The 12,304-nt window shown below is 61.7% G+C and carries 14 protein-coding genes; 12 read left to right on the top strand and 2 right to left on the bottom strand.

Annotated elements, in window-relative coordinates; translation table 11 throughout:
- Window positions 1-31: 31 nt before the first annotated feature.
- The 12 genes from IG178_RS03185 to IG178_RS03130 all read left to right on the top strand — a co-directional run bounded on the left by IG178_RS03185 (window position 32) and on the right by IG178_RS03130 (window position 9,991).
- Window positions 32-565 (top strand): hypothetical protein, encoded by a 534-nt coding sequence (locus IG178_RS03185; RefSeq protein WP_193211059.1) that lies wholly within the window; start codon window positions 32-34, stop codon window positions 563-565.
- A 194-nt stretch (window positions 566-759) separates the two neighbouring features.
- Window positions 760-1,287 carry a hypothetical protein gene (locus IG178_RS03180; RefSeq protein ID WP_193211058.1) on the top strand — a complete coding sequence of 176 codons (528 nt, stop codon included), beginning with the start codon at window positions 760-762 and terminating at the stop codon, window positions 1,285-1,287.
- Window positions 1,288-1,327: 40 nt separating this feature from the next.
- A complete protein-coding gene (locus IG178_RS03175) occupies window positions 1,328-3,115 on the top strand; it encodes a type II secretion system protein GspD (protein WP_193211057.1) in 1,788 nt (595 codons plus the stop codon).
- Between the two features lie 47 nt (window positions 3,116-3,162).
- Window positions 3,163-3,738, top strand: coding sequence for a hypothetical protein (locus IG178_RS03170; RefSeq protein ID WP_193211056.1), 576 nt, complete (start codon window positions 3,163-3,165; stop codon window positions 3,736-3,738).
- Window positions 3,739-3,785: 47 nt separating this feature from the next.
- The gene (locus IG178_RS03165) at window positions 3,786-5,429 is read left to right on the top strand and encodes a GspE/PulE family protein (RefSeq protein ID WP_226894699.1); all 1,644 of its coding nucleotides are present in this window, start codon (window positions 3,786-3,788) and stop codon (window positions 5,427-5,429) included.
- A complete protein-coding gene (locus IG178_RS03160) occupies window positions 5,422-6,549 on the top strand; it encodes a type II secretion system F family protein (protein ID WP_193211054.1) in 1,128 nt (375 codons plus the stop codon). Before IG178_RS03165 ends, IG178_RS03160 begins: the two co-directional genes overlap by 8 nt.
- Window positions 6,550-6,570: 21 nt before the next feature.
- A complete protein-coding gene (locus IG178_RS03155; RefSeq protein WP_193211053.1) occupies window positions 6,571-6,984 on the top strand; it encodes a hypothetical protein in 414 nt (137 codons plus the stop codon).
- Between the two features lie 102 nt (window positions 6,985-7,086).
- Window positions 7,087-7,509, top strand: coding sequence for a type II secretion system protein (locus IG178_RS03150; protein ID WP_193211052.1), 423 nt, complete (start codon window positions 7,087-7,089; stop codon window positions 7,507-7,509).
- Window positions 7,506-7,985 (top strand): hypothetical protein, encoded by a 480-nt coding sequence (locus IG178_RS03145; RefSeq protein ID WP_193211051.1) that lies wholly within the window; start codon window positions 7,506-7,508, stop codon window positions 7,983-7,985. Before IG178_RS03150 ends, IG178_RS03145 begins: the two co-directional genes overlap by 4 nt.
- Window positions 7,986-8,184: 199 nt before the next feature.
- Entirely contained in the window at window positions 8,185-8,769 is a 585-nt protein-coding gene (locus tag IG178_RS03140) for a hypothetical protein (protein WP_193211050.1), read from the top strand.
- On the top strand, window positions 8,766-9,494 hold the full coding sequence (locus IG178_RS03135; protein WP_193211049.1) for a hypothetical protein: 729 nt from the start codon (window positions 8,766-8,768) through the stop codon (window positions 9,492-9,494). The genes IG178_RS03140 and IG178_RS03135 overlap by 4 nt, the downstream gene beginning before the upstream one ends.
- Window positions 9,491-9,991 carry a hypothetical protein gene (locus IG178_RS03130; RefSeq protein WP_193211048.1) on the top strand — a complete coding sequence of 167 codons (501 nt, stop codon included), beginning with the start codon at window positions 9,491-9,493 and terminating at the stop codon, window positions 9,989-9,991. The genes IG178_RS03135 and IG178_RS03130 overlap by 4 nt, the downstream gene beginning before the upstream one ends.
- A 16-nt stretch (window positions 9,992-10,007) precedes the next feature.
- Here IG178_RS03130 and rpiB read toward each other — a convergent pair whose 3' ends face one another.
- Window positions 10,008-11,681 (bottom strand): ribose 5-phosphate isomerase B, encoded by a 1,674-nt coding sequence (gene rpiB / locus IG178_RS03125; RefSeq protein WP_193211047.1) that lies wholly within the window; start codon window positions 11,679-11,681, stop codon window positions 10,008-10,010.
- Between the two features lie 112 nt (window positions 11,682-11,793).
- On the bottom strand, window positions 11,794-12,285 hold the full coding sequence (locus tag IG178_RS03120) for a low molecular weight protein arginine phosphatase (RefSeq protein WP_193211046.1): 492 nt from the start codon (window positions 12,283-12,285) through the stop codon (window positions 11,794-11,796).
- Between the last annotated feature and the right edge of the window lie 19 nt (window positions 12,286-12,304).

Raw genomic sequence — 12,304 nt, 5'->3', positions numbered from 1 at the left:
AGGTCGACTACCGCCACCTCCCTTCACCGCCATGTTTTACCGCCAATCCATCATCATTTTCGGCATTGTCGTGCCGGTCCTTGTCTGCACCGGCGTGGTGGGAGCCGGAATTGCGATCAAATCAAGGGCAAGCGCATCCTTCAGCGAGAAGCAGGCTCTCTACAAGAGCGCCGAATCGAACCGTATTCAAGCGTTGGGGATCGAGGCCCAAGTTATCAAAAAGCGGACTCACGTGGAACGTTGGGATGCCCAGATCGGCAAGGAAACGGCAAACTCCATCACTTCGAATCTCAAGGAGATCGGCGATATGCTCCCTCCCAAGGAGTTCCAGCAGACCGCTTTTGAACGTCCGAATGGCTCCACGGGTTTTGCCGCTGCATCCGCCCAAGATTCCTCCCAGGTCAAACTGGCATTCCGCGGAACATTCCGCTCGGTCCAACGTGCATTCCTTGAATTGGAAACCCGGATGCCGCAACTCCAGCTCCAGGATCTCAAGATCGACCCGAGCACGTCGTCGACCTCCAGCCTGAACTTCCAGGTCTCTTACACCGCATGGGAAAAGTGATGATGAAACCCTCCAACATCTCCGTGCCACTCGCGGTCGCCGCGGGTTTGTTTATGTTGCCTCATTCCGCCCCCGGCCAATCCGCCGAGGGCTTCGATGCATCCGGATTCACCCCGGCAGAACCTGCCGCACCGGCAGAAATCGTACCGGCGACGGCCCCTCCTCCGGCTGCAGGACAGCCCGCCTCCGCAGCAGTGCAGATCGAGCCCTCCCGCTACGCCGGGGAAGATCTCCCCACTTACATCCAGATGTTGGCCTCGCGTCTCGCGGTCCGAAGCCGCCAGACCGACCCGTTCGGACGATACCAGGATCCCGAGTTCAAGGCACCCGAGCCCAAAATCCTGGCAGCCGCTCCAACCCAACGCTTCCAGCCCGAGCCACCGACTCCGTTCATCAACATTGTCGGGGCCCTTCCCGTCAACATGGTCACCGCGGAGAAGCAGCAATTCCTGATCGGCGACCGGGTTTTCTCGACCAACCAGACGTTCAAGATCAGCCTGCCCAACGGCAAGCAGGTCACAGTGCAGGTGGTTTCCATATCCGCGACCCAGATCCTTTTCCGCAATGTCGAAACCGGCGAAACCGCCCCGCTGACGCTCAACATGATGCCCGCCGGCATGCAACGCGGCACCGATGGCATCAGCGCTCCCGGTGTCACCCAAGGAGGCAGCAACGCCCCCATTGAAATCCAGCCCGTCACCCCACTCTCCAACAACCGCTGAGCCATCGTTCAGCTAGCTGTCCCACAACACCCGCACACACATGAAGCCTGCAATCGCCGTCGCCACGCTGCTGGCCCTGCCAAACCCGACCCTCTCCGCCCAGGAGAACGGAGCCGCTGACCTCGCACCCGCTGAACTCGTTCCCACCGAGATTGCGCAAGCGGAGGAGCCGGCCATCCCGGATCTGCCACCACCGGCACCTGCGCCGGATCTACCGCCGGCACCCGCCGACCTTCCCAACATCCCCGAGCCGGTCGCGCCTGCCGGAGCCCCACCGGTCGAACCCGTTGCGGCTCCCGCCGAGCCCGGAGCTGCCGACCCGGCCGCACCCGTCGTGAACCAGGAAATCCAGGAGTCGGAAGAAGGCTACCTCATCAAGGATGCCCCTCTGAACGATATCTTCCAGTTCCTTGCCAAGCAGGCAGGAAAGCAATACTTCCACAATGCCAAGATCGCGACTCCCGACTACCGGGTCACCGGTCACCTCAATGACGGCAACCCGCTCTCCCAGATGGAGGAGCTGGCCTTCATGTATGGCCTGACGCTCTACAACAAGGGCAATACCATTTACGCGCTCAGCCAATCGCAGCTCAGCCAGCTTCCCAGCGCTGAGTTCAACTATCAGCTCCGCTACCTGCGCCCCTCTGACATCGAACAAATCAAGGCGCTGATCCAGCCGATGCTCACGCCGGGAACCGGCATCGTCAATTTCGAGCCGAAGACCAACACGATCGTCATCGTCGACACGGCCCATCGCATCGAACAAGCCCAACGGCTGCTCCATGACATCGACCAGGCGAAAGGCCAGATCGTCGTCGAGACCAAGATCCTCCGCGTCAACAGCACCGCCGCCGAACGCACCGGCATCAACTGGTCCAGCTCCCTGGGTGACTCCGGCACGGGCATCAGCATCGCCCGCAGCCTTAACAGCGTCTTCGGCATCGACTCGGTATATAGCGCCGCAGGCGGAAGCTCGGGCAGCGGCCTCACTGCCGTCGAGACCGCTGCCGCAAGCAATCTCGTGCTGTCTCCCATCCAGCTCAGCGGCGTCCTGCGCGCCCTCGCCGAAGGAAACTTTGCCACCCAGGTGTCCAACCCGACCTTGATCACCGAAGACAACGAGCAGGGTTCCATTTCGATCATCGACCGTGTGCCGATCATCACCACGACCGCGACCACCGGCAACGGCGTCAGCCAGTTGACGGAAGAGGTCCGCTACAAGATCGACACTGCTGACAAGACGATCGCGGATGATCCTGAAAAACACCGCGAAATCGGCATCTCGGTCTCCGTGACCCCGACCTTGTTGCCGGACGGCACGATCCGCATGCGCCTGCGTCCCCGCTCCTCGCAGATCGTCGAACAGATCACGGGGCAAACCGGCAACTTCTACCCCCGCGTCACCGAATCGATGATCGAATCGCTCGCACGCGTCCCGGACGGTCACTCGCTGGTGGTGGGAGGCTTCTACGGCGAAGTGGAGAACAAGGACAAAACCAAGGTTCCCGTCCTCGGGGATGTCCCCCTCCTCAACTTCTTCTTCAAGAGCAAGGAAACCGTGAAGGAGAACGCCAGCCTGGTGTTCATCGTGACTCCCACTTCCTACGACCCGAGCAGCCGCTCGGCAACCGGAAGCCAGTCGAGCCGCATTCACCGGAATGTTTCCCTGACCCAGGACCACGACTGGGTTGATCCCGAGTGCAATCCCGGCCCGGCCCACGAACCGAACCTCCGCCGCAGCGTCCGCGACCTCAAGCCCCAGGAAGCTCCCTACTACCCGACCAAGTCGGAACTCAACCGGACCCGCTTCAGCAAGGCGCGCAAGTAATCGCCCGCCAGCGGGCGCCAATGAGACCCCTGGACCCCCGACCTACCATGTCATCCCCCATCCACACGGCTCATGACTCCACCGGGCGCAAGTCCGGTGGGGTCCTTGATCTGCTCCACAGCTGCATGGAGCAGACCATCCAGGCGATCCAGGCGACCGGAATCGCCACGGACACGGAGACCGCACGCGTCCGGACGGTCTTCGAACGCTCGGTGAGCCAGGGCGAGCCGCTCGATCTCCTTGAGATCCTGGCCCGCGTCCAGGGAACGGAAGAAGAGCACATGGGGGTCGAGGTGGCACGGATCACCCACGCGGTATCCCAGGTGATCCACCCCTCCCCCCCCTTGGTGCCCTTCGCCGGGAAACTCATCGCGCCATCTGCCTTCTACGAGTCCTTCGACCACCTCCACAAGGTCGCCCGGGCACTCCTCGCGCCCATCCTTTACGCAGAGGATACCGACGCAATCGGCACCGGGGCCCTCAATCCCGTCGCCGCGAGGATCATGGCCGATGAAATCCTCGCCACGGTCGACCGCCGCTTTGCCATCAAGCCCTTTGTCACCTCGGTCAGGATGGACTACGAGAGCTGGACTTTCCTCACCCGCAAGCACTTCGAGCTGTGATCGACTACGACAGCATGTCCTTCAACGATTTGATTAGCGGGCAAATCATGCGCGCGCTGGCAAATCACGACCCGCAATACAGCGAACTCAGCCACGATCAGGTGGCGAACCGGGTCACCCGCTACTGCTTCATGGGAGCGGTCGCGAAAATCAACGGTCTCTCCTTTTTCCCGAAGGTCGCCGAGTTCTGCGACGGCACCTTGCACACCTACTGCGACCCGACGGTCCTGACCCGTGGACTCTTCAGCCCGCTTTCGATCACCGGCGACAAATTGATCGTCGCGGTCGCCAACCCCTGGAATCCACTCCCCGACGAATACCTGGCACCGAGGTTCCCCGATCTCGAGATTGTCAAGGTGGTCACCCTTGCGTCCGAAATCGCCCGTGCCATCGAGTCCGTCGGGACGAATTCCGGCCCGAGCCGATCGGAACTCGAGGCGATCGACGTTGAGGACAACGACGATGGGATCCGTGACTTCGACGTCACCACCGACTACACCGAGCCAATGGCCCAGCTGGTGGCTACGGTGATGGCCGACGCCGTTAAAACCCGGGCATCGGACATCCACTTCAAGGTCGAGAAGGAGTCCTTCTACTATGCCTACCGGGTCGATGGTGACATCGGCAACAAGGTGGAGATCCCGATGAAGCTGAAGGATCGCCTCGACGCCTTCCTTCTCAACCTGATGAAACTCCCCACCGAAATCCGTGCCACCGCGCCGGGCATTTCGGGACGTTTCACCATCTCCTATTTCCACCGGCCGATCGACATCCGGTACGAGCGGCATCGTACTTACCGGGGCTATCACGTGACCATGCGTCTGCTCGACAAGAGCAACATCAACGTGACCCTCGGCAAAGGCACCCTGGCATTCGATGAAGAGACGCTTTTCGAGCTCGCCAAGGTGATGAAGGTCCCGGCCGGCATCATCGTCATGTCCGGCCCCACGGGATCCGGCAAGTCCACGACGCTGAATGCCATTTTGCGTGAGCTGAACCGCCCCGACGTCAACATCCTGACCTTGGAGAACCCGGTCGAGGACGAGGTCCCCGGCATTACCCATTGTGACCTCAAGAGTCCCAAGGAGTTCAAGCCGATGATCGCATCGTTCATGCGGAGTGACCCCGACATCATCCTCATGGGTGAGGTGCGCGACATCGAATCCGCCGAACTCGCAATCGAGGCCGCAGTCACGGGCCACAAGGTTCTCACGACGATCCACACGCCCCGCGCATCCCAGATCATCGAGCGATTCGAGCAATTGGGAATCGAGCGCTGGAAAATCGCACAAACCCTGAAAGCGGCCTGTGCCCAGCGCCTCGTGAAAATCCTCTGCCCTTACTGCAAGGAGGCCTCCCCCGGAGTGTCTGAGCACGACCGCCGGACCTTCAATCTCGACGAGTCCTGGGCGACCACTCCCGTTTTCAACGCCAGTGCCAACGGTTGCACCGAATGCCGGAACTCCGGTTATAGCGGCCGCACCGCCATCCTCGAAATCATCCCCATCACCCCGAAGACTTCGGACATGCTGTCGAAAGGCGAGATCTCACCTTATGACCTGGAAGTGAAGATCCAGGAAGAAGGCAAGCTCCCCAACCTCCGCCGCAGCGGGCTGCGGCTCCTGCGCGAGGGTAAAACCGACATCGAGGCAGTCTCCAAAGTCATCGACATGACCTATACCGATGAGTAGCGCCACCGTCACCGCCAAGCCGGCAGCACCCGCGGCCGCACAAGGATCGTTCAGCTTCCTCAAGCAATCCAAGGTCAAGCAGTTCAACAAGAAGCAGCTGATCTCGATGTTTCGCGGGCTCGGCTCGATGCTGCGCGCGCAGATCAATACGGCAGACGCGCTCAAGTACTACGCCCAGGGCCTCCAGGACAAGATGATGGCGGACACCCTCAACAAGATCCGCGAGGATATCAACGCAGGGGTCAGTGTTCACGAGGCCTTCCGGCGTACCGGACGCTTCAGCGAGATGGTGGTCGGTCTTGTCCAGGCAGGCAGCGACGCCGGCCAACTCCACCAAGCCTTCACCTCCCTCGCCTCGCGCTTCACCAGCGAACTCCACTTCAACAAGGCTATCAAGAAGGCAACTGTCATGCCCGGAGTGATCATCTCGGTCCTTACCGGTGCATTTATCTTTTCCCAGCTCAGCATCGTCCCCCAGGTCCAGGACATGCTCAAGCAAGTCAGCCAAACTCCGGACGGGATGACAGCGATTGCCTTCAAGGTGAGCGCCATCACCAAGGCCTGCTGGCCATACTTTGTCATCGGGGTCATCGCTTTCGGGATCACCGTGTGGAGGTCCAACAAGGTGCGGAACTTCATCCTGGGCCTCGGAATGTCAAAGTGGCGATTGCTGCGGATGATGATCCTCAGCCTGCGCCAGATGACCTTCCTTTCCACCATGAAAATGCTCCACGCCAACGGAATTAACCTCGCGAAGTCGATCCGCGTGGCGGCCAACAGCGTCAAGGGCACCCCCTTCTACCAGGAACTCCGCGACGCCGCCGACAAGTACGAACATTCCGGTGTACCTCTGTCGTCTGCCTTCTCGAAGTATACCTCCGTTGATTCGCAGGTCGTCCACATGATGTCGATCGGCGAAAAGTCGGCATCCCTCGACAACCAGCTGGAGATGCTTTCGCAAATGTACGAGGAAGACTCGGCGAACTACATGTCTTCCTTCACCGCAACGGTGAACTTCCTCGTGCTGATCATCGCGGTCGGCCTGATCGCCGCAGTTTTCGTTGGCACCTTCCTTCCGATCTTCCTCATGGGTCCGAAGATGATGAACAGCGGGATCTGACCCTTCGAAACCCCGACCGCCATGCAACTGACAAGACTCGACCGGTGGCTGCGCCAGCGCTTCGTCTACGAAACGCACGTCTACACCTTGCGCCGCCCCGAGTTCGTGCCTGCGGGAGTGATCGCCGAAGAACTCCCCGACACACCGGGCCGCAAGTACAAGCATCGCTTCATCGTTCGGAGCGAAGTGTCGGTCAATGCGCTGATCGAGAACCTACGCAGTGCCAACCAGATGTTCACCACCCGGGTGGTCGACCGCGAGGCCTGGTACGTTCCCCTGATCGCGCCACAAGGCAAGTCGGTCACGTGGTGGTTTGTCTGGTTTGGAATTACCGCGGTGATTGCATTCATCCTGGTACACTTCGCCCGGATGGCCTGGGAGAACCCCGAACTGCGCGACAACGTTGCCGAAGCGATAGAGATCCTGAAGGGGTGACGGGCTCACCGTCCGACCGAGACCGGACGGAGGCAGGCCGAGATTCCCTTGGAATTACGACTTTTCAACTCTTCTTAACCAACCTAGCCTACCCACTGTCCCATGAACGCCCGCTATTTCAGCAAGTCCACGTCGCGGGGCTTCACCCTGATTGAAATGTCCTTGGTGATCTTCGTTCTGATCACCTTGATGACGACCGGCTTTTACTCGTCAAGTGTCATCGGCGATTGGAAGAAGGCCCGCGAAGGCTCGGAAACCTTGCGGACCGTGTATGTCGCACAGCGGACCTTCCTTGCCGACAGTCCGACAACAGCGGTCACCTCGATCACGCCCGCAATGCTGTTGCCATACCTTCCCAATGGATTGACCACATTCCCGACCGCAAAAGCGCTCGATGGCACCAGGCTCTACGTCCGAGTGAACGTTTCGCCACCGTATTTGACCGCGACCAGCGGTGGAACCGGGGGCACGAAATACGACCCGTCAGCTTCACCAACAGACTCCCTCTGGGACGTCGGGGAATGAAAGTCTCCAGCTCCATTGTCGCCTCGGCTATCGCCCTCGCTTGCCATGCGAACGCGGGGGACGGCGACTTTGATGCCTTCGGTGACTACACCGTCCATTCGCAGTTGAAGATCACCGGGACCGGCAAGGTGATCCGGGTGCCGATCAAGCCGTTCAAGATCTCGGTGGAGACCGATGGTGTGACCGTCCGGCTCGCTTCCGAAGGACAAGCCGATGCCTGGTCCTCGTTCACGATCTACCGCTCCGACGGAATCGGGCGCCAGAATTCCGCGGGAGGCCCCCTCGAAGTGGTTCCAGGCGTCCAGGCCACGAGCAATCATGGCGGCGTCCACAAGCACCTCCGCCTGACCCGGGACACGCTGACGCTGACGTCATTCCCCGGGGTCTCCGACCAGACTCTCATCACCCATGCCATCCTCACTCCCCCCGCAAACAAGCCTGCCAGCGATTCCCGGCACGAATCGACAGCACCTTGACCTCATGCGCCCGCTTCCTACCACCCATCAACCCGCACCCGCATCGTCAAAACCCGTTGCGGTCGTCGCGTCGACCCAGACTCTGGAACTGGGTCCTCTCGGGGGAAATTCCTCATCACCCAACCGCCGTTCCGCAACCGCCTGCCCGGTGCAAAGGGCCTATCCCTGGCTACTCGTCACCAGCACCGCCCTGGCCGCGGTGTTCTGCGGCCTCTATCTCACCAAGCCGGTCATTGTCTCCCCGGTCGAGCAGGGACCCGCTGCGTCCTCACCCGAGCCGGTACTGGCGGCCAGTCCTCGTCCGGCAGATCAGCCGGTTGAATCCCTGCTGCCTCGTTCCAACGCGCTGCCCGGGGAAGCGGGAAAACCACAATCCGCCGACCCGCGGCGGCTCGTTGCGGGGAAACCGGACGCTGATTCCACTTACGAGGAAACCAATTTGAGGGTGCAGCATGTCTTGAGGGCGCAAGCTCCCGACGGGGCGGACCTGGGGAAAATCATGCTCGAAGTCCCGGTCATGTATCGCAGCAGATCCCTGCGGTGGACACCCGAGGAGATTGCCAAGGCCCGCGCATTGATGACGCGCATCGGCAACTATCAAGAGGCATCACGGATGATCCGTGATGAAGGCCAGACTCTGCTTGCCGAGTGGAACCAACTCGTTGGCGACACCATTCCGGCCCCCGTTCTGCGCGCTGACAGTCCATCGCTCCCGGCCATCGCGAAACCGGAATCGAACGAGACCCTCGACAGCACCCAAGCCATCGAAATCCAGAACCGATGAATTCGATCCGTTTCATTCTGACCTGCGCCGTCCTCACCGCCCCGGCGCTGCTCGCTCAGGACATCGCACCTAAGGCCGGTGAACGGGATCCACTGTTCTCCGCTTTGAGCGAGGGCTTCGATGGCGAAGACGCCTCCTCGACATCCCTGGACTTCAGCGGAGCCGTTCCATCGCTCGTTCCCGTTGATCCGGGAGCACCTGTTTTGATTTCCGGCCTGCCGCCCGTGATGGATGCCCTGGAGGATGCAGAACCCGCGACCCCGGAACCTGAGGGCGTCAGTGTGACCGTGGAACCGGGTCAAGACAGCCGGTCCAACATCGATGCCAAATCGGTGAAGCTGCTTGCACCTTTCCCGGCGAAGCCCCTGTTCCAACCGCCCGCCGGATGGCGCCTCGAACACCCTGAGTCCGTCCCCGCCTTCGTCCGCGAGGTTCCGTTGGCGAACGGGACCCGCATCTCACTCTCGATCCGTCCCCATCTGCTGGTTCCCGATGCCGACGGCGACCAAGTCATCGCGGTCAACGAGCCGGGATACGATCCGACGCTCCGCTACGCCCAGACCGGGACCATGGCGGCCGTCCTCGGTTCTTCCGTCGAGCGGCTGGAAGACGACTCCCTCAAGTTGGGCGAAGCTCTTGATCGACTGAGCCAGTTGCTGGCGTCGCTCCCGAACGCCGAGGCCACGCCCGCTGCCGAAGAATCAACCCAAAACACCGACCGATGAAATCGAGCTTGGTTCCAATCGCCTGCGGCACGGCCCTCGCCCTGATGGTCGGTGCCACCGCCGCCCACTGGAGTTCCGTCCGCGACATGGCCGCCCTCGCTGCGGCGTTGCCACAAGTGAACCCGGCCAAACCCGTCTCCCCTGCCCTCCTCCCCGACGATGGACTGACCCGCGAGGCCAAGGGCTTCCTCGCGGACGCCCGGCGCGAAGCAGCGAAACACGTGGTATCACCCCAGGAAGCCCGGAATTTCGCGGCCGCTCCGAAGGGAAGCGCCGACGCCAGAATCGAGCGCTTGCTCAAGCTGCTGGAAGGAACCGTCGAACAGAATCAGGAGCTCAGGGAACAAATCGCCCTCACCAACCGCGACCTGTCCGAACTTCGCTTCCAGGTCGACAGCTACGACGGCCAGTTCCGCCCCCTGAAGGTGGAACAGGAGTCCAACTACTATTACGACGACGGCAGCGCCGGGGTGCTCCCGCCGCTGGAGTCGCCGTAAGCTTCTGCCGGCCCCGTCACCAGGGCATCGGGAACGCGCGGTTGAAAGCGAACACCTTGTCGCGGATCGCGTGGAGTTTCGCTTCGTCGCCGATCGCGGACAGGGCTTCCGCGATGAAGTCCGCAACCTGTTCGACGTCCTGCTCCTTCATGCCCCGGGTCGTCACCGCGGGCGTGCCGATGCGGATCCCGCTGGGCTTCATCGGGGTGCCGGTATCGAAGGGAATCGCGTTTTTGTTGACCGTAATACCCGCTTCATCGAGCGCGTGCGAGGCCTCGGCGCCGTTCAGCTCCTTGGCGCGGAGGTCCACCATCATCACGTGATTGTCTGAACCTCCCGAAACAATCCGGAAGCCGTGGCCGGTCAGGCGCGCGGCAAGCGCACGGGAATTCTTCACCACCTGTTCCTGGTAGGCCTTGAACTCCGGCTTCAGGGCCTCGCCGAAACACACCGCCTTCGCGGCGATCACGTGCATCAACGGCCCTCCCTGGATGCCCGGGAATACCTGAGAGTCGATCTTCTTCGCAAACTCCTCCTTGCAAAGGATGATCCCGCCACGGGGACCACGCAGGGACTTGTGGGTCGTCGAAGTGACGAAGTCGGCGTGCGGGACCGGGTTGGGATGAACCCCGGCCGCCACCAAGCCCGCGATGTGGGCCATGTCGACGAAAAGGTAGGCGCCGACTTCGCGTGCAATCTTCGCCATCCGTTCGAAGTCGATGACACGGGAATAGGCGCTGGCCCCGCAGGTGATCAGCGCCGGCTTGGTTTCGCGGGCGAGCTCGGCGAGATGATCGTAGTCGATCTGCTCGTCGTCTTTGCTGACGCCGTAGTGGGTGACCTCGTAGAACTTGCCGGAGAAATTCGCCTTGTGGCCGTGCGTCAGGTGACCGCCGTGCGACAGGTCCATGGTCAGGATCTTGTCACCGGGCTTGAGGACGGAGAAATACACGGCGGTGTTCGCCTGCGAACCCGAGTGAGGCTGGACGTTCGCGTGGTCTGCCCCGAAGAGCTTCTTGGCGCGGTCGATGGCAAGCTGCTCGATGACATCGACATTCTCGCAGCCGCCATACCAGCGCTTGCCGGGGTAACCCTCCGCGTACTTGTTGGTCAGCACGGATCCCTGGGCCTCCATGACCGCAGGCGAGGCGAAATTCTCAGAGGCGATCAGCTCGATGTTGTTCCGCTGGCGTCGCTCTTCCGCGACGATTGCGGCATAAACCTCGGGATCGTTTTCGGCAATGCGGGAGCCGGAGGACTTGCAGACCCGGAGCTCGTGGCGGCCGCCTTCGAAAGAGGTGTCGAAAAACGCCTCGAGCATCGCGCAGGCGGTGCCGAAATCGGTCGTCTTGCCGCCGAGGCACAGCACGTTCGCGTCATTGTGCTGGCGGGTGATGATCGCCTCTTCGACGCTGCGGACGTTCGCGGCGCGGACATGGCGGTGACGGTTGGCGGCGATGCAAACGCCGACACCCGACGTACAACAAACCACCCCGAAATCGCTGCTGCCGTCGGAGACCGAGCGGCCGACGAGATTCGCGAAGTCGGCGTAATCCACCGATTCGCTGCCGTGCGTTCCGAAATCCGTCACTTCATGACCGCTTGCCTTGAGGTGGGCGACAAGCTCGTCTTTGAGGACAACTCCGCCGTGATCGGCGCCGAGGGCAATACGCAGGGACTTCTGGCTCATGATGATCGCTTGGGGCGTGAGGGAAATGGACGCGCGGGCTTCAAGTTCCAAGTGAAAAAGTTCCGCGCCGGCGAGAACTCCACCTGAACCAACCGGGGCTCCCGGCGGGTTCTCAATCGGGATCGGCGGCCTGCCAGGTCTGATCGATGAAGGCGATGATCGACGGAATCGCGAGATCGAGTGTCTTGCCGACCTCCTCGTAGGCTTTCCGCCCCATGCCAATCGGGTCCGGCAGGTCGGAGGCAACCCCTCGCCCGGGGATCTCCACGAATTCGCAGGTCAGGAAGAACTTGTCGGAGAACTCGGGGAACATCGACTCCAGCGCATGGAGGTGGCCGGAAGTCATCGCGAACACGTGGGTCGCCTGCTCCAACAGCTCCTCGGAAACCGGCTTGCTGGCGAAACCATCGAGCCCGATCCCGCGGCTTTGGAGGAAGCGCAGGGTCTCGGGATTCGCCGAATCCCCGGGGTAGGCGGCGACGCCGGCCGAGCGAACTTCGAAATCCCCGCGTTCCTTCACCGCAGCCCGGAACAGCGCCTCGGCCATCGGGCTGCGGCAGGTGTTTCCGGTGCAGACGAAAAGGACCGATTTGCTGGCGGACATCGCGCGCACCCTGTCCCCA

Source organism: Neoluteolibacter marinus, from assembly GCF_014904755.1.
Classification (GTDB): domain Bacteria; phylum Verrucomicrobiota; class Verrucomicrobiia; order Verrucomicrobiales; family Akkermansiaceae; genus Haloferula; species Haloferula marina.
Note: the sequence above shows the minus strand (reverse complement) of the source record. Positions and strands in the feature narration are given on the sequence as shown.

What these genes read in the sequence shown, in the direction of transcription:
- IG178_RS03120 (WP_193211046.1), bottom strand. Translation starts at nt 12,285, where the DNA reads ATGTCCGCCAGCAAATCGGTCCTTTTCGTCTGCACCGGAAACACCTGC.
- rpiB (WP_193211047.1), bottom strand. Translation starts at nt 11,681, where the DNA reads ATGAGCCAGAAGTCCCTGCGTATTGCCCTCGGCGCCGATCACGGCGGA.
- IG178_RS03145 (WP_193211051.1), top strand. Translation starts at nt 7,506, where the DNA reads ATGAAAGTCTCCAGCTCCATTGTCGCCTCGGCTATCGCCCTCGCTTGC.
- IG178_RS03155 (WP_193211053.1), top strand. Translation starts at nt 6,571, where the DNA reads ATGCAACTGACAAGACTCGACCGGTGGCTGCGCCAGCGCTTCGTCTAC.
- IG178_RS03170 (WP_193211056.1), top strand. Translation starts at nt 3,163, where the DNA reads ATGTCATCCCCCATCCACACGGCTCATGACTCCACCGGGCGCAAGTCC.
- IG178_RS03165 (WP_226894699.1), top strand. Translation starts at nt 3,786, where the DNA reads ATGCGCGCGCTGGCAAATCACGACCCGCAATACAGCGAACTCAGCCAC.
- IG178_RS03130 (WP_193211048.1), top strand. Translation starts at nt 9,491, where the DNA reads ATGAAATCGAGCTTGGTTCCAATCGCCTGCGGCACGGCCCTCGCCCTG.
- IG178_RS03160 (WP_193211054.1), top strand. Translation starts at nt 5,422, where the DNA reads ATGAGTAGCGCCACCGTCACCGCCAAGCCGGCAGCACCCGCGGCCGCA.
- IG178_RS03185 (WP_193211059.1), top strand. Translation starts at nt 32, where the DNA reads ATGTTTTACCGCCAATCCATCATCATTTTCGGCATTGTCGTGCCGGTC.
- IG178_RS03135 (WP_193211049.1), top strand. Translation starts at nt 8,766, where the DNA reads ATGAATTCGATCCGTTTCATTCTGACCTGCGCCGTCCTCACCGCCCCG.
- IG178_RS03175 (WP_193211057.1), top strand. Translation starts at nt 1,328, where the DNA reads ATGAAGCCTGCAATCGCCGTCGCCACGCTGCTGGCCCTGCCAAACCCG.
- IG178_RS03150 (WP_193211052.1), top strand. Translation starts at nt 7,087, where the DNA reads ATGAACGCCCGCTATTTCAGCAAGTCCACGTCGCGGGGCTTCACCCTG.